The organism is Lentzea xinjiangensis, assembly GCF_900110955.1.
GTDB lineage: Bacteria > Actinomycetota > Actinomycetes > Mycobacteriales > Pseudonocardiaceae > Lentzea > Lentzea xinjiangensis.
Genome location: NZ_FOFR01000017.1, coordinates 96,405 through 119,389, shown reverse-complemented (window position 1 = coordinate 119,389; position 22,985 = coordinate 96,405). Strand labels below are relative to the sequence as shown.

Annotated in this window: 13 protein-coding genes; 10 read left to right on the top strand and 3 right to left on the bottom strand. The window is 67.4% G+C overall.

Annotated elements, in window-relative coordinates; translation table 11 throughout:
• The first annotated feature begins 131 nt into the window (after nucleotides 1–131).
• From BMW88_RS30015 to BMW88_RS30005, 3 genes are read left to right on the top strand one after another with little or no spacing between them, the layout of a single operon-like run.
• Complete coding sequence (locus BMW88_RS30015; RefSeq protein ID WP_089957015.1) at nucleotides 132–1,196, top strand: hypothetical protein; 1,065 nt, start codon at nucleotides 132–134, stop codon at nucleotides 1,194–1,196.
• Nucleotides 1,197–1,218: 22 nt separating this feature from the next.
• A complete protein-coding gene (locus BMW88_RS30010) occupies nucleotides 1,219–1,893 on the top strand; it encodes an SMODS-associated NUDIX domain-containing protein (protein ID WP_143116320.1) in 675 nt (224 codons plus the stop codon).
• Nucleotides 1,890–3,011 carry a hypothetical protein gene (locus BMW88_RS30005; RefSeq protein WP_089957011.1) on the top strand — a complete coding sequence of 374 codons (1,122 nt, stop codon included), beginning with the start codon at nucleotides 1,890–1,892 and terminating at the stop codon, nucleotides 3,009–3,011. The genes BMW88_RS30010 and BMW88_RS30005 overlap by 4 nt, the downstream gene beginning before the upstream one ends.
• A 178-nt stretch (nucleotides 3,012–3,189) precedes the next feature.
• Here the strand turns inward: BMW88_RS30005 and BMW88_RS30000 are convergent, their stop codons facing one another.
• The 3 genes from BMW88_RS30000 to BMW88_RS29990 form a co-directional block, all read right to left on the bottom strand.
• Entirely contained in the window at nucleotides 3,190–3,846 is a 657-nt protein-coding gene (locus BMW88_RS30000; protein ID WP_089957010.1) for a Crp/Fnr family transcriptional regulator, read from the bottom strand.
• 1,478 nt (nucleotides 3,847–5,324) lie between these two features.
• Nucleotides 5,325–6,698 (bottom strand): hypothetical protein, encoded by a 1,374-nt coding sequence (locus BMW88_RS29995; RefSeq protein WP_143116319.1) that lies wholly within the window; start codon nucleotides 6,696–6,698, stop codon nucleotides 5,325–5,327.
• Nucleotides 6,695–11,638: a P-loop NTPase family protein gene (locus BMW88_RS29990; protein WP_143116318.1), complete on the bottom strand. Its 4,944-nt coding sequence runs from the start codon at nucleotides 11,636–11,638 to the stop codon at nucleotides 6,695–6,697. Before BMW88_RS29990 ends, BMW88_RS29995 begins: the two co-directional genes overlap by 4 nt.
• Before the next feature lie 3 nt (nucleotides 11,639–11,641).
• Between BMW88_RS29990 and BMW88_RS41230 the strand changes: the two genes are divergently transcribed.
• The 7 genes from BMW88_RS41230 (at nucleotide 11,642) to BMW88_RS29960 (ending at nucleotide 22,838) form a co-directional block, all read left to right on the top strand.
• Nucleotides 11,642–12,133: a hypothetical protein gene (locus BMW88_RS41230; protein WP_143116317.1), complete on the top strand. Its 492-nt coding sequence runs from the start codon at nucleotides 11,642–11,644 to the stop codon at nucleotides 12,131–12,133.
• Between the two features lie 514 nt (nucleotides 12,134–12,647).
• Nucleotides 12,648–13,868, top strand: coding sequence for a TIGR02679 family protein (locus tag BMW88_RS29985; RefSeq protein WP_245778159.1), 1,221 nt, complete (start codon nucleotides 12,648–12,650; stop codon nucleotides 13,866–13,868).
• Between the two features lie 36 nt (nucleotides 13,869–13,904).
• Nucleotides 13,905–15,443 (top strand): TIGR02677 family protein, encoded by a 1,539-nt coding sequence (locus BMW88_RS29980; protein WP_245778158.1) that lies wholly within the window; start codon nucleotides 13,905–13,907, stop codon nucleotides 15,441–15,443.
• Complete coding sequence (locus tag BMW88_RS29975) at nucleotides 15,440–16,672, top strand: TIGR02678 family protein (protein ID WP_089957000.1); 1,233 nt, start codon at nucleotides 15,440–15,442, stop codon at nucleotides 16,670–16,672. The genes BMW88_RS29980 and BMW88_RS29975 overlap by 4 nt, the downstream gene beginning before the upstream one ends.
• Nucleotides 16,669–20,739, top strand: a complete 4,071-nt coding sequence (locus BMW88_RS29970; RefSeq protein WP_089956997.1) for a TIGR02680 family protein — start codon at nucleotides 16,669–16,671, stop codon at nucleotides 20,737–20,739. The genes BMW88_RS29975 and BMW88_RS29970 overlap by 4 nt, the downstream gene beginning before the upstream one ends.
• 224 nt (nucleotides 20,740–20,963) lie before the next feature.
• Nucleotides 20,964–21,736 (top strand): IS5 family transposase gene (locus tag BMW88_RS29965; protein ID WP_177221470.1). Its coding sequence is split into 2 segments (ribosomal slippage): nucleotides 20,964–21,270 and nucleotides 21,270–21,736, totalling 774 coding nucleotides; the frame shifts between segments, so codons are not numbered across the junction.
• A 199-nt stretch (nucleotides 21,737–21,935) separates the two neighbouring features.
• On the top strand, nucleotides 21,936–22,838 hold the full coding sequence (locus BMW88_RS29960) for a DUF1963 domain-containing protein (RefSeq protein ID WP_089956994.1): 903 nt from the start codon (nucleotides 21,936–21,938) through the stop codon (nucleotides 22,836–22,838).
• Nucleotides 22,839–22,985: the final 147 nt, after the last annotated feature.

The window sequence follows — 22,985 nt, the reverse complement described above, 5'->3', positions numbered from 1 at the left end:
CAGAGCGCTTGGACGAAGGCCAATCGTGGCCAAAAACCTAACAAAAGGTGGCAAGTCCGTGTCCAGATACGACTCTCTGGACACGGCAGCATGCACCTCATCGAGGCTATTTGGGTGATGAGGAGTTACTCATGTACAAGCAGGACCCGGTGCCGCGGCGGGTGTCCGCAGCGGAGGTGCTCGACCTCGCGAGGTCGGGTTCGCTCAGCATCTCGCTCGCCGAGGAGGCGCTCACCGGCCCCAAGGGGCTCAGTCGCACCGTGTACGACCTGGTCTGGCCGATCGTGTTCGACCGGATCACCAGGAGGGCCGAGTTCAGCCGCGGGCACACCGCGTGCGCTCGCTCGGTGAAGCTGCTGGACGGGGACTGCCTGGACCGTTTCCACGACGACGTCGCGGCGGTGCTGGACGTCGTGCGACGCAGGGCGACGGGCCGGATCGACGACCTGGAGAGGTGGATCGGCGGGGTGGCCCGCTCCGCCACGATCGACGGGCACCGTCGGCGGCGCGGCGAGCTCGGTGCGCTGCAACGGCCACGACCACCGCGCTGGCTCTGCGACGCGTTGAGCAACGACCCGTGGCTGGTGTCGCTCGCACTTCGCGTGCTGGAGTGGGCAGGAGTCCCCGACGCCCCCAGCAGTGGCGTATGGCCCTTGTCGAGGTGGAGCGAGCAGCGGGCGCTGGCGACCGGCGACTGGGAGGGCAGCACGCCTCGGGTCGTACTCGCCGAGGTGGAGCGCGTGCTCACGTGCATGCGCACCGAGAAGCGCTGGTATCACGACTACGTGGAACGGCCGATCGGGCGCAAGACCGCACCCACCTCGTCCGGTTCCGGCCTCCGCCCGTTGCCGCTCAGCGGATCGCACGACGCTGAGGAATGCCGGCTTCGTTCGAAGGCCCACGCGACGATATTGGAGATCTCCACTCGCACCTGGGCGGGCGAGAACCCGTCCGATGCCGCGCTCGACGCCCTGCGCCGACACTTCTGCTCGGATCCCGTCAGCTCGATGATCACCGAGGTTCCACACTGCTCCGCCCACGCCCAGGACTGGCTGAACGAACGCTTGGGCGACGGCGAAGCCGCGCTCATGCTCGCATCCGCGGTGGCCGTTGACGTGGTCGCCGGCCTCGGGCGCACCGCACTGTCGGCCAGCGCTGCGGGAGGTGATGATGCCCTGGTGGCCGCGAGCCGTTGAGGTCACGAGGCTCGGTGACCCGGTGGCACAGTCTCCGCACCGGCGCCAGGTGCGGATCTCGTGCGCAGCGCTGTTGCGTCTGCGCGATGACAACCGATATGTCCTGTTCGAGGCGCGTTCACGACCTGGAGCCTTCAGCCCGCCCGGTGGGGTGTTCAAGTACTTCGGCCCGGCGGCCGAGCTGCTCGACGGTCTCGGATTCCGCGCTGACAGATGGCCCCAAAGCTCCTCCGACATGCGTGCAGATCTTCGGGGTCTGCTTCCGGCACGCTCCCTGACCTCCTTCCGTCGTTGGTTCACGACCGGCGCATATCGCGAGGACGCCTCGGAGTGCCTGCGACGCAAGCTGTCCGAGGAGCTGACCGAAATCGGGTATCCGGGACTTGCACACTCCGTGCGGGCGACGAGGTTCGCACACCTGCGCACGATCGTGGAAGGACTACTCCCAGTGCCGGGACAGCGGTACCGCCAGTGGCGGCAACTCGAGGTCTACGATCTGATGTGCGCGGACAAGGAGACACTGAAGTTGCGGACCGAACTCGTGGCTCTGACGGCCGATGCCGCCGCACGCACAGTCATTGCTGCCACACCCGACGACATCCAGCACGGCCGGGCCGGTCGGTCGCTCCTCACTCCAACAACGTCGTATCTAGTGGGAGACAGGCGCATCCGCTACGACATCCCCCCGGTCCGATGATCGGCGTCCAGCACACGCGCACACTCACGACCACCCGGGAAACCAGCACTGGACGGAAAACCACGCAGATCTCCACGGTGGACTTCCAGCTCCTCGGCACCTCTCTGCAGGACGGACTGGTGACGATCCGTTTCGCGATGCTGCTCGGCACGCCCACACGGCGACGGCAGCCACGGACAGCGTTGGTGCGCTGCGCGATAACGCCCTCGCCCGCGGCGTTCGACCTTGACGGTCCCGTTGGCCTGACCACGTCGGTGTGCGATCTGTCAGGGTCCGCCCGAGGTTGTCAGCTCGGCACCCTGAGCCATGATGAGCTGCCGGCAGGCCCGCACGAGTTCCGCGTCGTCGTCCAGGCCGCCGACGAGCCGCTCAGGGTCGAGCTGACGGTCCAGATGGACATGTCACTCGCGAACCGCGCGTTCTTCTGGAACGGCAAACGACTCATTCACACCACGACCTCGTCGCCGTGGACAGCCCAACTGGTCCTTCCCGCGCGGCAGGGCACATGGGCGCCTCCGCGCCGGTCAGCTTCTCCGCCGGACAGCAGCGCCAGGGTGAGGCTGTGCATCGCCGCGGACATCGAGCGGTACAGCAGATTCCGCGGCCCGGAAGCGCTGCTCGCGCAGGAACGCTTCCTCGGAATCATGCGAGAGGCACGGGCCCATGCCGGTATCGACGAGTCCGCGGTCGTGACCGACGGCGAAGGGGACAGCCAGTTCGCAGTACTGCCCTCGGACATCGACGAGTCCGAGATCGTCCCCAGGTTGTTCGAGGGGTTCAGGAAGGCGTTGCAGGAGGCCAATCACAGCCTGAGCGATCACTCGAGACTGCGCCTACGGCTGGCGTTCGACCGCGGACTGCTCGTGCGCAGTTCGAACGGGTGGGTCGGCACCTCCACGATCGCCGTGCACCGCCTGCTCGACTCCGCACCCCTACGCGAGGCGCTGAAGGCCGATCCCGATACCGACTACGCCGTGATCACGTCCCGCACGTTGTACGAAGACGTCATCAGCCACGGTTACGGCGGACTGACGCCCGCCGAGTTCACCGGTGTCGAGATCGACCTGCCTCAGAAGGGTTTCAGCTCACAGGCGTGGTTGTTTACACCCCGGCGCTGAACACACCGCCAGCCAGCACCACGAGAACGACCTCCAGCAGTGCCAGGAAGAAGTGACTTTCCATTTCGCGCTCCTCACGATCCGAGTTGCAGTGGGCACCGGCCGGTGTAAGACCAGCGTCGGCGCTCGACAGCACCCGGTCCGCGCACAAGTGCGCACATGCAGTGCGCACTTGTGCTCAGAGTCGGCCGAGGTTTTGGAGGATGTCAGGACGGTGCACAACCACGTACATCCGGCCGGTGGTGATGATGTTCCGCCCTCGTAACATCGTGATCGCTTGCACAACGGCACGGCGAGACACGCCGAGGTGCGCGGCGATGTCTTCCTGGCTCAACGGTACGTCGACCGCAATCCCCCCAGCGACGGACTTGCCGCGATCGCGGGCAAGCTCGAAGAGGTACCTCGCAACCCGCTTGCTGACGTCGAGCGAGGCCGCGCCCACACGTACGGCCTCGGCATCACGCAGACGGTCCGCGATGGCCTTCGCAAGCGCGATCGCGATACCTGGCCTTGAGTGAACGCAAGCCAGGAAACGCTCAGCACTCCACTGCACGAACGAGATCGGGTCGATGCTGCGCACCGACGCCGCTCGTTCACCACGCTGCAAAGCCGCCAACTCTCCGAGGATGTCGCCAGGCCCTCGAAGTGCAAGAACCACTTCGCGGCCGTCACTGAGCACCGTAGAAACCCTGACGCAGCCGGAGATGATCAGCTGGACGTGGGTTGGAGGATCTCCCTCCCGCAGCAGCACCTCATCCGCGGCGAGCGCGCGCTGAACGCCTTGCTGGAGCAGGTAGGCGCGGTCGGATTCACCCAAGTGGTCAGCAAAGGTCACCGAATCATGGTCCCAGGTTGCCGTGCGATCGAGTTTCTCCGCACCGCCGCCGACGACTAGGAGAACGTTTCGTCGCAGGGCTCTCGGCTCGTGCCGCGGACGAACCGCGGCAATGGCATCGTCCTCGAACTACCGAATCCCGCCGATCTCGCGTCGCCGCGCGGAACGTGATCGATCTCGCGAGAACGTGCCAGGTGGCGCTCCCAGGTCAGCGGATTGGTGTTCGCGGCCTTAAGCGGGCGCATTCTCACCTTCCCACAAGTAGTGGCTTGACCAGTCCATTGCCGACTCGGCTCCAGCGTTGCCAGGCGACAACACAAGAGGAGACAGGAAACGGTAGTGCGCCTCGAAGAACTTGCCTCCACCCGGCAAGGGCATGTTGGGAGCGGACTGCGACATCTTTGGCGCCGGATGGCCGTACCTGCTCATTAGCCTTCATGATGGCAATCAACCAGTGGCTCACGCCTCGAAAACACTGATGATCCTGTAGCTTCGCGTGATACTCACACAACTCAGATTCCTTCTACCTGAAGAGAATATCTCCTTCTCAACTAGCCCGCAGGGCTATCTGCACCGCTCAGATATTTCATCAACCCGTAGACAGCTCAGGAATTCCGTCCACATCAGCGGATTTGAGGTCGAAATTCAATCAATTACCTGCCACCCACAGAACCTTTGACGAAGCCGCACCGAAGGCGACCCAAGATCGGGATGCACACTCGCGCTTCGAACCAATCATCCCACTGTCGGAACCCATGGAATCTAGACTGGTAGTAAAACTGGTAGCTGAGACGCGCTACCACCAGCGAGACGCCAGTGAACCTGCGAGACCTGAAACGACTGTTCATGCAGCTCAGGCCCGTCGTAGCGAGACCAGCGCAACTGCCTGATACCCAACAGGATCCGTTCACGCCGAAGAGGTCACTGGTTCGATCCCAGTATCGCCCACAGTGTGTTTTACCAGGTCAAAGGGCCTGCCGACGATCTTCGTCGGCAGGCCCTTTGCGTTGCGTAGGAGCAAATTGGGAGCAGGACCTCCCCATCAACTTGCGGTTTTGGCCGAAGTCTCGTCACCGAGACTTCTTAAATCCGCAGGCAGCGAACCGACATCCTTTTGGAGCACTGTGAGCGCTTCGCCGTTACCTAAGCGCTCACTACAGAACCATCGATAGCTCGATGCGCTCGTTCGATCAGCCCTGACTTTCCCAAGCTTGGGCAAGATGCGCGGCGACCGGGCGGCACACAGCTAGTGATAGGGCCCTCGCCGGTCCGGGTGTGAGTCGTTGCCGTGCGTCGGCGCCGAGCGAAAGTCGTCGAAGTGCAGACGAGTCCCATACTGACGTCTGGCATCTCGATCGTGACGCCTACACCGGCGTAGATCACAAGTGACCGCTGGTTCGCGATGTGCTCGATCAAGGTGAAGGTGCCCGAGTCGCTGAAAACGGATCAGCGCTCCGTGCGAAGGACATGCCCCCATCTCACCAAAGCGTTTCCGGCATCACCGCAGCGAGCTGGTCGAGTTCCTCATCGGTCAGCGGACGCAAGTGCGCCAACGAGTTGCGGACATCCCGCGCGCAGAACAGAAGCTCAGCATCCGGGCGGGACAGCTGAGCCCGCCTGCTGCTGACCGCCCAGGCCATCGCGCCCAGCTCCAACGTCCCCGGCCTGGAACGGGTGCGCCGCCAGTCGTGAGTGTCCTGTCCTCGCTCCAACAGCTCGATGACCGACTTGGACGCATTGTCCCGCAACACCTTCTCCAGACGCGCGCGGCATCCGTCCACCAGAGGTGTGAGAGCACGGCTCTGCCCGCGCCAAATCAACGTGTCGAGGTTGCCGTGATCAGCGGACGACAACTTGGCTGCGGGGCTGATCCGAATGCGTCTGTCCCACCGGTCCACAACGCCTTTGCGCCAGGCACTTCTCAACGCCTGTGGGGGACGAGCGCCCCCAGTTCGGCCGTCGATCTCCGCCGGGAGGACGTCATCGATGGCGTCGTACGGCAGCGCCTCGATCTGCTCGGCGAGCGTGGAGACTTGGCCGTTCCAGGACCGGGCGAGGTGTTCAGCGAGCAGCAGGTCCGGTCCGGCGACCTCGATCAACACCTCGGTCGCGACCTGCTGCCGGAGGATGGCCACCTTGCCTTTCGTCGTCCGCCATGGAGATTGCCGGCGCACCGACGCAGCGACGGTCGCGGTGTCCAGCCGACCGCACACGTCCCACCACCAGTGCACCTTCGTGGTCACCGGGTCGGCTCTTTCCAGCACGGAAGCCGGGAGGTCGTCCTCCCTGACCGCGACCAGCAGACGCGGTCTGGAGGCGGGTGCGAGCCCGTGTTCCTTGAGCAGGGCGGTGAACCGGCTGACGCATGCGCCGAGATCCGCGGTGTCCCAGCCGCCCCAGCCGCAAAGCACGACGACCTTGCCGGACAGCTTCTCGTCCAGGACGAGGCGGGCCAGCGGATCACCGGTCAGCGGGATGTCGAACAACGTGCGCAACTTGTCCACTACCGTCTCCTCTGGACGGTCCGCCACGATCGGCGAAGGATCCTGAGGCTCGTCGAACTCCAGGAGTCCCAGGGTGTTGCGCGCCCATGCCGGTAGCGTCGTGACCTCAGGCGCCTGCCATCGGTGTACCGCGGGCACGACCATCCTGCTCCGTTGCGGCGCCTGGACACGGACGCTGTCGGCGCGCGCACCGGCGATGTCGACGAGATCGTCGGCCGTTCCCCGGTCGACCAGTTCGTCCGGAAGCACCCACACACAGGTGAACCCGTCGTCCAAGTCGCGCGACAGGACGTCGAGATGGCCGCGCGGACCTGGTAGTGAAGGCAGTTCCCACGCCTGCCTGCTCACGGCGTGCCGCGCAGCGTCGCCAGGCACCGGTGGACCACCCGGTCGAGGGAGACGCCGTTGGCGCCTTCGTCGAGCACTCCCAGTTCCGCAAGCTCGTCCAGAAGCGCGGTAGCGTGAGCGAGATCAATCTCCAACGCTTCCGCGACGTCTGCCGGCGAGGCCAGGTCGCCGGGATCGAAGTAGTCGACCCAGACGCCGATCCGGTCTCGCAGACCCGCGCTCACATCCGCCTGGTCGAGGAACCTGGCGGCCCAGTCGCGGTCATCCGTGCCGCGCCTCGCCATGTCGAGCGCCTGTGCCTGGGTCCGCCCGCGCCGAACCACCGTGCTGATCAGATCCTCCACCAGCTCCGGCCAGCCACCGGTGGCCTCGATCAACTTGGTCCTTGCTTCGACCACGTCGAACGGGCACTCCGGCCAGCTGCGCAGACTGCCGACCGTCCACCGAGCCAGCCGTACGGGTTCGGCGCCGAGCTTCTCCGCTTCATCGCGCTCCAGCACCAGCACCGCCGCCACGGACGACTCGGTCAGCAGCTGCTCCGCACGACGAATCTCCGCAGGTGACTTACCCCGCAGGTCCGCGACGACGACCGTCGGCCGCCTGCGCCGCGAAGCGGCCTGCAAGGCCCTGGTTACGTCGGTCCCCATCTTGCAGATGTCCACGTTCAGGCTGCGCACTTTGGCGTAGTCGCTGACAGCCTCAGCGACTCGGTCGACACCGAGTGCCGCCGACCCGACTACGACGGACAGCCCTGAGGTCGAACTGGTCAGGTCGGACAGCTGCCCGTCGGTGAGCGGGCTCCTGCGGTCCACCTCGTTGCCGTCGACCTGGAGCAGCCGACGAGCGTCGCGCGGGTTGTATTCGTAGGGCAGGTCGAAGTCGGTTTCCTCCAGCTCGCGTTCCAGGTCTGACTTCGTGCCGAGCATGTTGACCACGTTCGGGCTGCGCACTGCGAACCTGTCCTGCCCCGACAGCCGGATGAGCAACCCGAGCCCCACCATCTCGGTGAGGTGGATGCTGGTCTGGGTGACCGTCATGTCGTCGAACCCTGCGGGCCAGTACAGCCTGGCCAGCTCGAGGAGCTCGTCGGCGCCGTAATCCGCACCGAACGAGTCCTTGAGGCTTTCCAGCGCGATGATCAGCATCAGGACCCGGTAGCGATCCTCGAGGTTGATCGTGATGCGCAGCCGTTCAGCGATCCGGGCCCGCACCCGGTCGCTCGCCGCGACCGCTTCGACATCGCTCTCCCTGATCTGCATCGGCAGGTCCTGGATCTGTGAGACGCGGCTGTGCAGCGTGCGCACCAGTTCCTCGCAGAAGATCTGGATCAGGCTGGCCTGGTAGTTCGTCGCCGCGAGCAGTCGCCAGACGAGCTCGGGCTGTTCGAACGTGTAGCCCAAGGCCGCGAGCGGCTCGGCGACGAGCTTTCGAGCGTCCGCCGCGTCCAACGGGCCAACCAGGATATCGGGACCACCGTGAGCCAGCGGGACGTTCGACAGGTGCCCGAACCGCTGCACCTGGTGCAGACCGGCGAACACGACCTTGAACCGCCGCTCTGTGGACTCCATGAGCTCCTTGAGCCGCAACACGTTCGGGAACGTGGAGACACCGCCCGCCGTCGGCACACCGCGAGAGTCGGCGGTGAGGAATGCATCGGCCTCGTCTGCCAGCAGGAGCAAACGCTTGCCGGGCTTGTTGTTGAGCCAGGTTCGGATCTGCGTGACCACGTCATCGGCGGAGACTTCGGCGGCCACCTTGGACTGCAGCACACCGCGCTCCTTGAGCAGGAGCACGAGCTCGCGCCAGATGCGACCGGCGGGCTCGGCCTCGCCGATTCCGCGTCCCTTGAGGTCCAGGTAGACGGCGTGCTGGTCGTCAACCGAGTTGAACGTGGCCTCCACCCGGCGCAGCAGCGCCGACTTGCCGAGCTGGCGTCCGCCGTAGATGAACAACCCACCGCGCGGGTCGATCACCTCCGCCATTTCCTTAGCACGCCCCACGAACACCTCGGGCGGAACGAGACCGGCGACGAACGGGGTGTACGGGTTGAGCGCCGTCCACGGCAACGTGACGCGCTGAGTGGCTCGCCACGACCCCGGCGCCTTCGCGGCGACCCAGCTGAACACGGCGGGGTCGACTACCAGCGCCTGTGCCGAGGTGCCGACGGCATGCACCGCGAGCTGACGTCGCGCGCCCATGTCCATCGGATGCAGGTACAGGACGACGTTGGCCCGGCCGGACTCCTCCGGACCGAGAACGTCAAGCACGGTCCGTCCTCGACGTTCGTCCGTCACCACGATCACGTTGTACTCAGATGCGGCGGATCCGAGCACCGACACGTAGGAACCGTCGCTGGGCACGGCCTGCACGCGGAACTTGCGGAAGCCGAGGCGTTGCCGCTGGTTGTACTCCCGCGGCCTGGTCGACGAGTTCAGTCCCAACGTGCGCAGGATGTCCTTCACCACCACCGGGAGCTGGTCCCCGCTGTGCTGGCGGTTGTCGGTGAGCGAGTCCCACGCCTTCACTCCCACGGCACCGAGCTCGGCCAGCTCACCGTCCTTCACGATCAGCTTGGCCCAGTGGGTGGCGCCGGTCTGCGGAGCCGTCAGGCCGCGGGCGACGCCATCGGCCAGGACGTCGGTGAACGCCTTGAGGTCCTGACCGGTGAGCTCGGCGTACTCAGGCAGCGGTTTGCCCTCCCTGACGAAAGCCAGGAATTCCGCCGCGGTCACTGTGTCGTCGTCGTCCAGCAACCCGGCTACCCGCTGACGGTCTTGGTCGGAGAGCGCCAACGCGGCGAGTTCGGCGCGGAGTTCCTCCACCCAGGAACGCTGCTTGGCTTCGAGGCCGCTGACGAGATCACTCACTTGGCGTGCGGCCTCGTCGAACCGGCTGTCGGCCACGTCGCCGAGCGTCAGCAGACGGCCGCTGACCGTCGACTCCTCGACCTGGTCCAAGAGGTTCTGCGTACGCACTCGGGCGAACAGCTCACGCGCCTTCATCAGGTCTGCGCGATGCTTGCGCGCCAGTGACTCCCGCGCTGCGGCGACATTCTCGCGAGCCGACGTGGCAAGCTGGTTTCCAGGCCAGAAGCCGGTCTCCGCCAGCTCGATCACCCTAAGCGCACTGCGGAGATCGCCGACCTCGCAGTAGGACCGCACCGCCGCATCCAGGTCGAGCGGCTCGCTCAACCGCGCCAGCACCGCCGACGTGCGCGGATCGTCTTGATCTGGCCGACCCTGCGCGTCGCGAGGCAGGTCCGACAGCGGCAGCAGCACATCGGCGCTCGGCTCGGCGATACCAGGTGCCTCGCTGGACAGGGGCGAATCGCCCGGCCCGAAACCGGTCCAGACAGGACTGGTCGTCGTCTCCAACCACCTGTGCAGCAGTGACACGGCGGCGCCGACCATCCCAGGAGGAACCTCGGCGGAGCCCGCGTCGGCGGCCGCGTGGAGCAGCTTCTGACCGAGCGCGGCGTCGTCGGACTCGGCGGCGGTCAACCTGCGGTGTACCGCGTCCGCCTCCTGCACAATCGCGCCTACCTCTTCGAGGGAGCGGCGCAGCGTGCGCAACGCGGTGGCCACGATGGGTACGCGAGACTGCTTGGGCGTTCTCATCGCCGCATCGGCGGCCTTGATCATGCTGTCGATCGCTCCGGGCACAGCGAATTCGGCGGCCACGTCGGACACCGCCTGGCCGTTCGACGCGTTCTCGGACCAGGCACGGACCGCCTCAAGTGCGTTCGACAGCGGCTGCCCCTTTACCATGAGCCGCTGCAGCACCCTCGTGGCGCGCTGGTAGTTGTTCTTGCGCCTGGGCAGCTCCTCCATGAGCACCGCGGCCCGCCTGCCGAGCTCGGCACGTGCCTCGTGCACGTCCTCCTCCGGCGGTACGAGCCCGACCTCGAAGTCGACCCGGAACTCGCGCCGCACCGCCGTGATGCACGTGTCCACCAACGTCTGCCAGGGCGCCGGCAACGTCAGCTCCGGGCCGATCTGGGCGAGCAGTGGATGACCCCACCCCGCGACCAGGCCGGCCCGGAGCACGGCCGTGGTCACCACCACCGCTGCCTCTGTGTCGGCGCTCAGCTCCTGCGCGTCCAGATCCAGCGCGGCGAGCACCGCGGTGGCCTCGGCGTTGCTCGTGACCGCGTAGGCGGCCGCGGCGAAGCGCAGCGCGGCTACCCGCCGGTCGAACTCCCCTGACATCGCCGTCACCCAGTAGGCCTCACCGAGCCTGCCCGCGCGCGTCAGGTCGACCGCGAGCGGCGGATCGCCTTCGTCCCAGCCGTGCAGGAACTCGTCCTGCTGCGGAACCTCTTCGTGCTCCAGCGCGCTAGGGCGACTCTCGAGCACAACGTCCGCGATCGGCGCCAGCTCCGGAGTCTTGTTAGCCTGCAACGGTTCCTGAGGCTCGGACGGCGGGTCCGGCTTGGGTTGGGGACCGGCCTCAGCCTCGAGCTGAGGCTTGGGCTCCGGGTCACTCTCAATGTCGGAAGCGCCTGAGGACGTCAGCGCCGCGTATTCCTTCCGGAGCACGGCCAAGCTGTCCATCAACCCGCTCTTGGCCTCCTCGGAAAGCGTGCCGAGGATGGTCTCCAGCCCGCGAATCTGCTCGCTGAGCTCGTCGACGCGGGCAGCGACCGACTCCTTCTCACGCTGCCGTTCGGCCTCCAGCTGCCGCAGGTTCTCCAGGCACACCTCGGCATCAGCGAACACCGCGTCCTCAGGAAGATCCAGTTCACGCAGAAGCTGTTCCCGCCGCTCGCTGTACTGGCTGACGGGCGCGGTCAGGACCGCCACCGCACCGCGCTCGACGTCGTCCGCCAGCTGACGCAAGGAAGCCGACGTCTCGGCGGCGAAGTTCCGGAACGCGGTCAACTGCTGATCGAGCTCGACGAGCCGACCGCTGGTCTCCGCTCTGCCAATGCGGTCAGTCACGTCGTGATCTCCATTCAGAATGAGGTCTGGCAAGGATTTCCTGGACGCGCCTCCGACGGCGCCCTCGAGTTCGGCGCGATACCGCGTGGCGGTCGGCGTCGCCTGTGCGTCACCGAGCAGGAGTCCGTACAACACCACCTTCCCGATAGGACGCCCGAGTGCGACGAGCATCTCGCCAAGCTGTTCTCTCGTCGGGTCGACGACCAGGGCCTCGTTGAACGACAAGTGGTGCACGAGGAGGTCGGCAGCCGGAGACAGCACCGCCTCCGCGATCGGGACGAGCTGATGCGCCTGGGCTCTCGCCAGCCATGCACGCGCCGCCAGGAGCTCGCGACGCACCGGCGCCCGCATGCCCCCAGTGCCATGAGGCAGCTTGGCAACGGCACGCAGCGGATCGCTCAACATCAGGACCGCGCCGAGATCCACGTCGTCGAGCGACCTGAGCCACCTGCGGAAGTCGTTGGACACATCGACGGCGCCTGTCACGGTCAGTAGTTGTACATCGCGCGGAACTCAACCTGTTAGGTGAACACTCAACATTACCCAAGTGGAGCAACCGCAGCTGCATCAATACGCCCGAACAGTCCAATGGCGAGACATGATCGGGCTTACTGAATTCGCCCGACCCGCCAACGACTGGTTACACGCGCGATGAACGCGGCAAGGCACAACGTGAACCCATCCACCCATACCATCGACCCACGTTGAGCTGGCCAATTGCTACTCCAGCGATTGGCGTCAACGCACTGCGAACGTCCGCGCAGAAAGTTGACAAGTTTTTGTCCTTGTATTGTCACCTTTGCCACGCCACGGCGAATTGCAATCCCATAGCACAAGCTCGCCAGACGTTGATCGTCGACCCCTCCGAATCTAACGGAAAGTGACGCTTCAGCCGGTCAGCGTGATGACCTGAGCAGCTGAACCAACATCGCAGCCACCGCGACCCGGTTGACTCCAAGCTCGGCCACGTCATGCCGGACCGATGAGCGGTTCTGCCAAGGTTGGCATCATGCGTGCGTTGGACCGGCTGGGGTCGCCTGCCCTGATGCCCTTGTGGAAGGCCGTGCACGACCGGATGTCGTCTGGACGTCAGGTCAGCCGGGTGAAGGCCGGCCCTCTCGACGACGAGCAGCGGTCGGCTGTGGCCGATCTGCTGGGAACTGATCGCCTGCCGGGCGAGTACGTGACGGTGTCGATGGCCGCGCTCGACGAGTTGCTGATGTCCGCAGTGGGTGCCGGGGCGCGCGAGGTTGTCGTGGCCCTGCTGGGCCCGCTGGACGACCGGGCCGGGCAGCGGGCGCTGGCCGATGCCTCCCGCTCCGAGCTGTGGGCGTGGCTGGACAGCCATGTCGTGGTTACCAGCCAACCGGCGTTGAAGGGGTGGGTGGAGTCCGTTCGGCGCGCAGGACTCGTCGCCGGTTCTGTCGAGCGCACCAGGAGGGAACTCGATCGCGCTTTGAGAATCCTCGCCGCATTGCCTGCGGCGGGCGTGCCTCTGCCAGTGCTTGCGGAGAGCCTGCTCGGTGATCCGCACGCCCTGGACGAGGGAACGCGGGGCGCGGGGCTGGTGTTGCGGGCGCTGGCGGAGTTGCACGACGTGGAGCTGCCGAAGAACGCTCAGGAGCGTCGGGCGCTGTGGGAGAGCGCCGGGGTGGTCGAGGACGAACTGTCGTCGGTCGTCTTGGCCGCCGGGCTGCGGTTGAGCGGTGTCGGCGGCCAAGTCCTGCGGGTGTGCGCGGACGAGGGGCACGTCGCGGCCCTGACGTTGGCACAGGTGCGGGCCACCTCGTTCGTCGGCTCGCCACAGGAGGTGTGGGTCTTCGAAAACCCGAGCGTGCTCGCGGTGGCGGTCGCCCGGCTCGGGCCCTCGTGCCCGCCGATGGTGTGCACGTCGGGGTGGCCCAACAGCGCGGTGATCGCCCTGCTGCGCGGGCTGGCCGCGGAAGGATCCGCGCTGCGCTACCACGGCGACTTCGACGGTGAGGGCGTGCGGATCGCCGCGCACGTGATCGCCCGCACGGGCGCCACGCCCTGGCGCATGGCAACTGAGGACTACCTGCGGGCGTTGGGTGACGGCACGCCGGTGGGACGGATCACCGAGGCGCCCTGGGACGACGGGCTGGCCAACGCGATGTGCGAGCACGGGTCGGCGGTTCCGGAGGAGCGGGTCACTGGTCGATTGTTGGACGAGATCCAGGAACGCGGGCGGGTTGTCGGTGGTCTGCCGTAGCGTGCTCGACTGAGGGGAGGGGAAGCCTTGGCTGCCATGCGCGTGCCATCGGAGATGTTCCGGTTCACCACGGGCGAGCGGGCGGAGCTGTACGTCGCGATCCTGCATGCGTTCGGCGAGGCCAACGAACGGCTTGAGACCGCTCTCGGGCTGGACGACGTGCGGTCGAGACTTCGTTCTGTCGGTTGGCTCGACCCCCTCGACGATCAGGACCTCGTCGACGCTCTGGGCAGCCTGCGCGGCTGGGGGCTGCTCGACGTCACCCAGAACCACGCCGAGAACTATCGAACCGCCGACGAGTACGAGCGGCGCAACATCCAGTACTCGCTGACCAGACGAGGTGAGGCCGCACTGGCCGGGGTGGTGCACGCGATGGGCGTGCTGGCCTCGACCGGGGCACTCCAGACCGCCGTGCTCGACGCGATCGCGGACCGGCTCGCTGAACTGGCCGTGCACCTCAGTGATCCCGCCGCGCCGGATCGCCGGGTCTTCAGCACGCTGGTCGAACTCGAAGGTCATCTGGAAGCCCTGCGGGGCAACACGAAGCAGTTCAACGGCGAACTCCAGCGCCTGCTGCGCACCGAGGGCGCGGACCAGGACACCTTCCGCGAGGTCAAGGCGGCGACCGTGGCCTACCTCCAGGAGTTCACCACGAACCTGGAGCAGCGCACGCACGCGATCGCCAGTCGCATCGCCGTGGTCAAGGGCTACGGTGTGCCTCTGTTGCACCACCGGGCGTTGCTCGGCGCAGAGCTCCCGCCCACCGAAGGCGACGGTGCGGACGTGGCGTGGCTGGAGCTGCGCCGGGCCAGGTGGGAGGGATTGCGGGCGTGGTTCCTTCCGGTAGACGGCAGCACGCCACGTGCCGAGCAGCTGTTCGCGGTCGCTCGACGCGCGATCATCGCGTTGTTGCAGGTCCTGGATCGGATCACCGAGTCCCGGCGCCGGTCGACCAGTGCGGCGGCAGACTTCCGCGAGCTGGCCCGCTGGTTCGCCGCGGCGCCGTCGGAGGAAGACCTGCACCTGTTGTGGACCACGGCTTTCGGCCTCGGTTCGGCCCGGCACGCCCACCTCGCGCACGCCGATCCCGAACTGGTCAGCTCGTCCGCCGGCTGGTCCGAGGCACCGCCCGTGGAGGTGTCCGCGCTCCTGCGCAGTGCGGGCCGGACGGAGCGGTTCAGCCGCACAGGGCGAGTGCGCGACGTGGCGGAGGTCAAGGCGGTGCGTGCCGAACGGGCTCGCGCTGAGCGGGCCGCGCTGAAAGCCGCCTGGGACCAGCTGGACACCGGAGGCGGCATCCGGCTCTCCCGGTTCGCGCAACTGGAGCACGAGGTGCTCGAACGACTGCTGGAGTTGCTCGGACGAGCCTTGGCCACAGCACCGGACCAGCACGGGGTCCACCGGGCCACCACAGGCGACGGACGGGTGGAGATCTTACTGACTCCACCGCGGGAGCACCGGGAGCACGCCGTGATCCAGAGCCCGCGCGGGGTGTTCATCAGCCCGGACTACGACGTCGAGATCCGCACACAGGGTGGCCGCACGACACGGCCCAGGGAAGCTGAGACCGGATGAGCAACCTCGCGAACCAGCTGGTCATCGCCGAGCGCGAAGAGGTCGCGCGGGCGATCCGCCTGCTCCTCGCGGCACCGCTGATCAGCGCCAGGAGCGCACCGGAGACCTTCGACCTCGTGCGCAGGCGGCGGGACCCGGTCGAGAAGTGGTTCGACTACTACTGCGGGTGGTCGCTCGTGGTCGAGCCGCGCTTGGGATACGCGCGGCTGGCCAAGGTCAGACTCGCCACCGATCCCACCCGTCCGGCACGACGGCACCGCGCCAGCCGTGCCCCGTTCGACCGCCGCCGGTACACGCTGATGTGCGTGGTGGCCGCCGAACTGCTGGCGATTCCGGTCACCACCATCGGGCTGTTGGCGGACCGCGTCGTACAGGCCTGCGCTGTGGACCCGGCCGTGCCACGGTTCGACACGTCCAGTCGCGCCGAGCGGATGGCGTTCGTCGACGCGCTGCGCCTGCTGGAATCGTTCGGCGCGGTCGAGGTGGTGGACGGCGCCACCGACGCGTACGTGGACTCCGCCGCAGCGAAGGTCCTCTACCGGGTGGATGCCACGCTGCTCATGCGACTGCCGGCGGCCCCGGTCGGCGCCTCGCAGGTGGCGGTACCCGCCGACGAGGTCCCGCTGCGCTTCCCGGAGCTGCTGACGAGGCTGTCCCGCGAACGGCGTTACGGCGACACCGACGACGAGGTGTCCGACGTGCGGCGCAACCTGCGGCTGCGGCACTCGGTGTTCCGCAGGCTCGTCGAGGACCCGGTCGTGCACCGCGACGAGCTGACGCCTGCGGAACTCGCCTACTTGGAATCTCCGACAGGTGGCCAGCTGCTGCGCCGGGCCGCCGATCAGGCGGGCTTCCTGGTGGAGGAACGTGCCGAGGGTTTCATGTTGGTCGATCCGGACGGCCTGGCCACCGACAGCCGGTTCCCGGACGACTCGAGCAACGCCAAGGTCGCCGCCCTGCTGCTCCTGGACGGGATCGCGTCCGCGTCCGGACCAGTCGCCGTTGAACAGCTGCGCGGTGAGGCCGACGCGTTGCTGAGCCGATTCCCCAAGTGGGCCAAGGGTTATCGCGACGAGAACGGCCCCGGCCGACTGGTCACCGACGCGCTGGACGTGCTGGTCGCGTTCGGCCTCGTCCGGGTCAGCGGTGGAGTCGTGCGAGCCCGTCCCGCAGCCGCCCGCTACGCGGTGACCCGAACCAGCGCCGACGACGTCGAGGACGAGCCATGACGGTGACCGAACTGCCGAGCGCCATTGCCGTCTCAAGCACGGAGCGCGAGGCGGTGGCCAGGTGGACACCGGAACGCGCCGGGATCCTGAACGTGTGGCGCTACTACGACGAGGTCTTCACGTTCCACAGAGGACGGTTGCTGCTACGCGGCCCCAACGGCACCGGCAAGTCGAAGGCGCTGGAGCTGCTCCTGCCCTTCCTGTACGACGCAAACCTGCGCGCCAACCGGCTGTCCACCTTCGGCACTTCCGAGCGCACCATGCACTGGAACCTAATGGGAGACGGCGCGTCCGGTACCACGAGGGTCGGCTACGTGTGGCTCGAGTTCCGCTTCCCCGCGGCGAGCGGCTCGCAAGACAGATGGTTCTCCTGCGGCGCACGGCTGGCCGCGACCAAGCACACCACCACCGTGCACCCCGACTACTTCACCACCGACCTCCGCATCGGTGTACCGAACGGCCTCTCGCTCACTGACCAGCACGGCGCTCCCCTCACCACCAAGGCGCTGGAAGCCGCGCTCAGCGAGCAGGGGGTCCTCCACCAGAACGCCGCGGACTATCGCGCCACCGTGCGCTCGACCCTGTTCCCCGGTTTGAGCGAACAGCGCTACGACGCACTCATCACGGCCCTGCTCCAGCTCCGCACGCCCAAGCTGTCGCAGCGGCTCGACCCCGTGCTGCTGTCCACGCTGCTGTCCAAGGCCCTGCCGCCGCTCGGCGAGGCGGAGATCAGCGATCTGGCCGAAGGCTTCGAACGCCTGGACCGGCAACGTGAACAGCTCAACCGCATGGACGCGGAAGTGGAAGCAGCGCAGCGCCTCAGTGCAAGGCAACGCGCGTACGCCCAGCGCGTGCTGCGCGCCGCCGCAGCGAAGCTGATCTCCGCGACGACCGAGCTCGGCAACCTGGCAGAGGCCGCGAAGCTCTCGGCCGAGGAGCACGAACGTGCGGCGCGGCGCAAGGAAGAAGCCGAAGAGCTTGAGGATCAGCTGGAACGGCGGATCATCGAAGCCGAAGGGCGTGTCCAAGGCCTGATCGGCAGTGAGGCGTACCGGAAGGGTGAACAGCTCGACCGGCTACGAACCCAGGTCCGCCAGGCGCGTGCGACCGCAACGACGAGGCGCGCCGACGCGACCCGCCATCGCGAGACCGCCCAGGCTGATGTGGAGGCCGCGGACATCGCCGCCAGGCATGCGGAGACACGGACCGAGACCACCGCGGCGCTGGCCGAAGTCGCCTCGACCGACGCCACCCGCGTCGGGCTGGCCTCCGTCCACGCGGAGATCGCTCGAACCCTCGCCGATCCCTCGCGGTCGCGGGCTCTGCTGCGCGCCGCGGTGCAGGCCCGAGGCGAACAGGTGGGAGCCGTGCGCGCCGCATTGAGGGAGCACGGGGTCGCCGTCGCGGGCAGGGAGGAGGCGGAGCAGGCACTGGACGAGGCCAGGGAAGCACTCGCGGAGGCCGCTGAACGCCGCGCGGTGCTGAGCGACCGCCGCGATGAAGCGCTTGCGAAGCTGCAAGCCGCCATCGTGACGTGGGCGGCGGGCTGCCGCGAACTCATCTTCCCCGAGCCCGGTGTGCTGGCAGGCCTCGCCACGGCGGAGACCGCCGTGCTGACCCAGGTCGACACCGTCGCAGGGCGCGTGCTGGACGCCGTCACCAGGGAGGAGACCCTGATCGAAACGGCGCGGGCAGACGCCGAACGTGAACGTGGCGCATTGCGCGAGGAGATCCGCCGGCTGCTTGCCGAACAGGACCTGCCTCCCCTGCCACCACACACCCGCACCACCGACCGCGCAAGGATGAACGGCGCGCCGCTGTGGCGGCTGGTCCGCTTTGCGGACGCGGTGCCCGAGGAGGTCCGCGCGTCGGTGGAAGCCGCACTTCAAGCGTCGGGCCTGTTGGACGCCTGGGTCGGCCACGACGGTGCGATCACCGGGCACGACACGTTCGCCGTGCCCGGCTCCGTACTTGTGGCGCCGGGCCGGTCGCTCACCGAGGTCCTCGTGCCCGAGTCGGACACACCCGTGGCCACTGGCGTCGTCACCCGCCTGCTGGCCGAGGTGGCCTTCGGCGAACATCCACCAGAGGGGCACCCGGCGGCGATCGGCGCCGATGGCGGCTGGCGCTTGGGCACCCTGCGCGGCACGTGGCAGAAGGACGAGGCCGCGCACATCGGCGCGCTCGCCCGGCAGCGGGCCAGGCAGCGCCGGTTGACCGAACTGCGCGAGCGGATCACCACGTCGGAGGGGCTGATCGAGACGCACACCGCCGCACTGCGAACGCTTGCGTCACGCAGGTCGGCCGTCCAAGCCGATCGCGACGCGCGGCCCAGCCACGCCGACGCGGACGCGGCTCTGGAAGCGCTCACCAGGGCGGAGGCGGCGGTCTCCACCGCCGATGGCATAGTCCGGCGTTCGCTGGACACCCTGTCGAAGCGCGAGCAGCGCGTGGACCGCGCCCTGCGCGAGCTGACCGCAGCCGCAGCCGAACACGGACTGCCCGCGGAGCGAAAAGCGCTCGACACCGTGGCGGATGCCGTGAACGCCTTCCGCGCCGCCGCTGACGCGTGGATCGACGAGCACGCCACCCTGGTCGCGGCGCGTCGCGAAGCCGACCGAACCGCCGAGCAGGCACAGCGCTCCCGGCTCGCCGCCGATCAGCGAGAGGACGAGGCGGACGAAGCCGAAGCCGTCGCGAGCAGACTGGACAGTGAGCTGGACGCCGTCGAGAGCACCATCGGCGTCGACTACCGGAGCGTGCTCGACGCGCTCGGAGCCCTGCGGGTCGAGCTCGGCGAGCTCAAGCAGCGAGCGAGCAGGACACGCAAGGAGATCAGCGGCCTGGCCGAGCGGCTGGGCGAGCTGACCACCCGGCGCGCCACCGACGCGGAGGTTCGTGACAGCGCCATCGGCGTTCGCGACCAGGCGGCAAATCGCTTCCGCCACCTGGCGAACGGCAGCTTCCCAGCGGACAGCGGCTTGCACGACATGACCGCGTTCACCGAGGCGCTCACGACGTCCACTGGTGTCCGGGCGGCTCTCGACGCGGCGAGGACGGTCGCGGCCTCGTGGCCAGCACTCCCCCACTCACCGAAGAACATCGGCGACGCCGCACATCGGTTGGCCGAGGAGGTGCACGCGTCCCGCGAGGTGCTCGGCGGTCGCGCCGATCTCGAACTCGACTCCGACGAGGACGTCCAGGTCTTCTCCGCAATGGTGGACGGAATGCGCATCGGTGCGTCGGCGCTGTTCGATCGGCTCCGATCCGACGCCGAGCGCAGCCGGAAGGACATCACCGCACAAGAACGCGAACTGTTCGACCGAACCCTCACTGGCGACACTCGCCGTCACCTCGCCGCCCGAATACGGCAGGCGCATGAACTGGTCGACGGCATGAACGCTCGCTTGGAGCGCGTGCGCACCGCGTCCAAAGTGGCGGTGCGGCTGGTGTGGGAAGTCTCACCAGACCTGCCGGCCGGCACGAAGGCGGCACGCGACCTCCTGCTCAAAGATCCGGTGCGGTTGAGCGAGGCCGATCGCGAGTCGCTGCACCGATTCTTCCGCGAGCGCGTCGAGCAGGCCAAGGCCGATGAGTCCGCCGCAGGCTGGGAACAGCAACTGGGTCAGGTGTTCGACTACACCGCCTGGCACCGGTTCGTGGTGAAACTCGACCGCATGAATGGCACGGGGTGGCAGCCGTTGACCAAGAAACTTCACGGAGCGCTCTCCGGAGGTGAGAAGGCGATCGCGCTGCACCTACCCTTGTTCGCCGCCGTGGCAGCCCACTATCAGGCAGTCGCCCGCGCACCGCGGGTCATCCTGCTGGACGAGGTCTTCGTCGGCGTCGACACAGTCAACCGCGGCCAGGTCTTCGAGTTGCTGTCCGCACTGGACCTGGACCTCGTGCTCACCTCCGACCACGAGTGGTGCACCTACCGTGAACTGGACGGCATCGCGATCCACCAGCTGATCACGGGTGGCGACGGAGAAGAGGCCGTGACCACCGCCCGCTTCGTGTGGAACGGGACCGAGATACTCGACGAGAGGGAAGGGGAAGACGGCTGAAGTCCCCCAGGCCGACTTCTCCTCTTGCGTCACAGGACGCTCATGGCGGCGACGAAAGCAGTACGTCAGCCGTGGGAGCACACTCTGGAAGCGGATCGGGAGCAGCGTCGTGCGCTGGACGCACCAGAACGGTCCTCAACGAACCTGAACGGAACCGCACCAGCCTGCAGGAGTCGCGTTCCTGGAAGTCAGCGCGATCTCATCGCCATAGTTCACACAGGCGGATCGAGCCGCTGCGTCCGGTGGTGTCGCGACGCGCGGATCATCCGGGACGTAAGCGGCTGGATGACCGCAAGGTGTTGTGCGGCATCCTGTTCGTGCTCTACACCGATATCCCGTGGGAGTTCCTGCCCCAGGAGCTCGGTTTCGGCTCGGGCATGACCGCTTGGCGGCGGCTGCGGGACTGGCATCAGGCCGGGGTGTGGCAGCGGCTGCACGAGAACCTGCTCGCCGAGCTCAACGCCGCGGGCGCGCTGGACTGGTCGCGGGCGGTGATCGAGGGCTCGCACGTGCCTGCTCTCAAGGGCGGCCCAAAACGGGAGCGAGCCCGGTCGATCGCGCCAGGACCGGCTTGAAGCACCATCTGATCACCGAAGGGCACGGCATCCCGCTGGCCGTGTCGCTCACCGGCGGCAACCGCAACGACGTCACCCAGCCTATGCCGCTGATCGAGCAGATCCCGCCGGTGCGCGGCAAACGCGGCCGGCCCCGGTTCCCGCCCGACGCGGTGTACGCCGACCGCGGCTACGACCACGACAAGTACCGCGCCCTGGTGCACGACAAGGGCATCACACCCGTGATCGCCCGCCGCGGCAGTGAACACGGCTCCGGTCTGGGCGTGTATCGCTGGGTTGTCGAGCAGACCTTCGCGCTGCTGCACTGGTTCCGTCGCCTGCGGATCCGCTGGGAGATCCGCGACGACATCCACGAAGCCTTCCTCAGCCTGGCCTGCGGCATCATCTGCTGGCGCCGACTCCGCGACCTCTCATTGAGTTAGGAGTTCCAAGGCGGTGTCCGCGCGCCCGCCGGTGTTCGGCGGGCGGGAGGGGTTCATCGTTTGCGAGCACGCCGCGCGGCATGGATCGATACGAGCACTTCCGTGGCTCCGCAGTGGATCGGGGTGAGTGGCGGAATCCGCTCCGTCTCAATAGGACCGTTCTGCAAGAACGGTCACACGATCTGCGATCATCCCTGTCATGGATCGTTATGAGCAGTTCCGCAGTGCCGCAGTCGATCGCGGCATTCCCGAGGACGAGATCGGCAAGTTCGCCGAGCTGATCCGGTTCGGGGTCTGGACCTGGCTGAGCACGGGTGAGGGCGAAGTCGTCGGTCAGGTCGGCGGCCTTCCCCGGTTACCGGTGGGCGTGGAATGGCCGGGGGGTAGCTTCCCGTTGCCGTTCATCGGGTCTGTCGACTGTGCGGCTCTTCCTCGGGCCGAGGGGTTCGGTCTGCCGGAGGACGGGTCGCTGTTGTTTTTCCTGCACCACGAGGAAGACATCGAGGAGTACCCCACTACCGACTACTCGCGGGTTCTGTACGTTCCTGCGGGCACGGAGACCGAGGAGGCGGCGCCGCCGCCCGGCCACGACTCCAGGTCGACCTACATGGACGAGACCATTCCGTTCCTCATCCCCGAGCACTGGATCGTCGCGCGGGTGCGGCCAGAGTTGCCGGAGTGGATCGAGGATCGGGACGTCCAGTTCGCGACGGCCGATGTGAAGGAGTTGTTCGGCTCGCTGAAGCACCTCGACGAGTTGTGCGAGGTCGTCGAGCAGCTCTGGCCGGAGGAGAGGCCGAACCACCACAGCACGCTCCAACTCGGCGGGTACTGCCGCAACATCGGCAGTGGGCACAGCCCGCACTCGCAGATGGCCGGGGTCCACGCGCAGGGGCAGCGCAGGGCGAACCCCGAGATGTCCCAGGACGAGTGGCGGCGCCTGGAGCACGAAGAGGAGGAGCGGCTGGTACGGCAGTGGGTGCCGCTCGCCCAGTTCTCCACGGAGAGCGAGTTCTACTACGGGTGTTTCCTGATCGACGAGGACGACCTCGCTGCCAAGAGGTTCGACAAAATACATTCTTGTACGATGTTCACCGAGTGAAGCCGGTCGGTGCGCCCCATCGGGGTCCGGTGGCGCGCCGTGAGGGCGAGGCGTTGCGGACCGTCGACGCGTTCAGCTGTCGCACGTCGCTGACGATGGAGTACGACTGAGGTCTGCCTTTGAGGTCATCCCGCAGGGGTCGTCCGC

Excerpts from the sequence above, each read along its gene's own strand:
- BMW88_RS29980 (WP_245778158.1), top strand. The coding sequence starts at position 13,905 with ATGCGCGTGCCATCGGAGATGTTCCGGTTCACCACGGGCGAGCGGGCG.
- BMW88_RS29985 (WP_245778159.1), top strand. The coding sequence starts at position 12,648 with ATGCGTGCGTTGGACCGGCTGGGGTCGCCTGCCCTGATGCCCTTGTGG.
- BMW88_RS30015 (WP_089957015.1), top strand. The coding sequence starts at position 132 with ATGTACAAGCAGGACCCGGTGCCGCGGCGGGTGTCCGCAGCGGAGGTG.
- BMW88_RS29970 (WP_089956997.1), top strand. The coding sequence starts at position 16,669 with ATGACGGTGACCGAACTGCCGAGCGCCATTGCCGTCTCAAGCACGGAG.
- BMW88_RS30005 (WP_089957011.1), top strand. The coding sequence starts at position 1,890 with ATGATCGGCGTCCAGCACACGCGCACACTCACGACCACCCGGGAAACC.
- BMW88_RS29960 (WP_089956994.1), top strand. The coding sequence starts at position 21,936 with ATGGATCGTTATGAGCAGTTCCGCAGTGCCGCAGTCGATCGCGGCATT.
- BMW88_RS29975 (WP_089957000.1), top strand. The coding sequence starts at position 15,440 with ATGAGCAACCTCGCGAACCAGCTGGTCATCGCCGAGCGCGAAGAGGTC.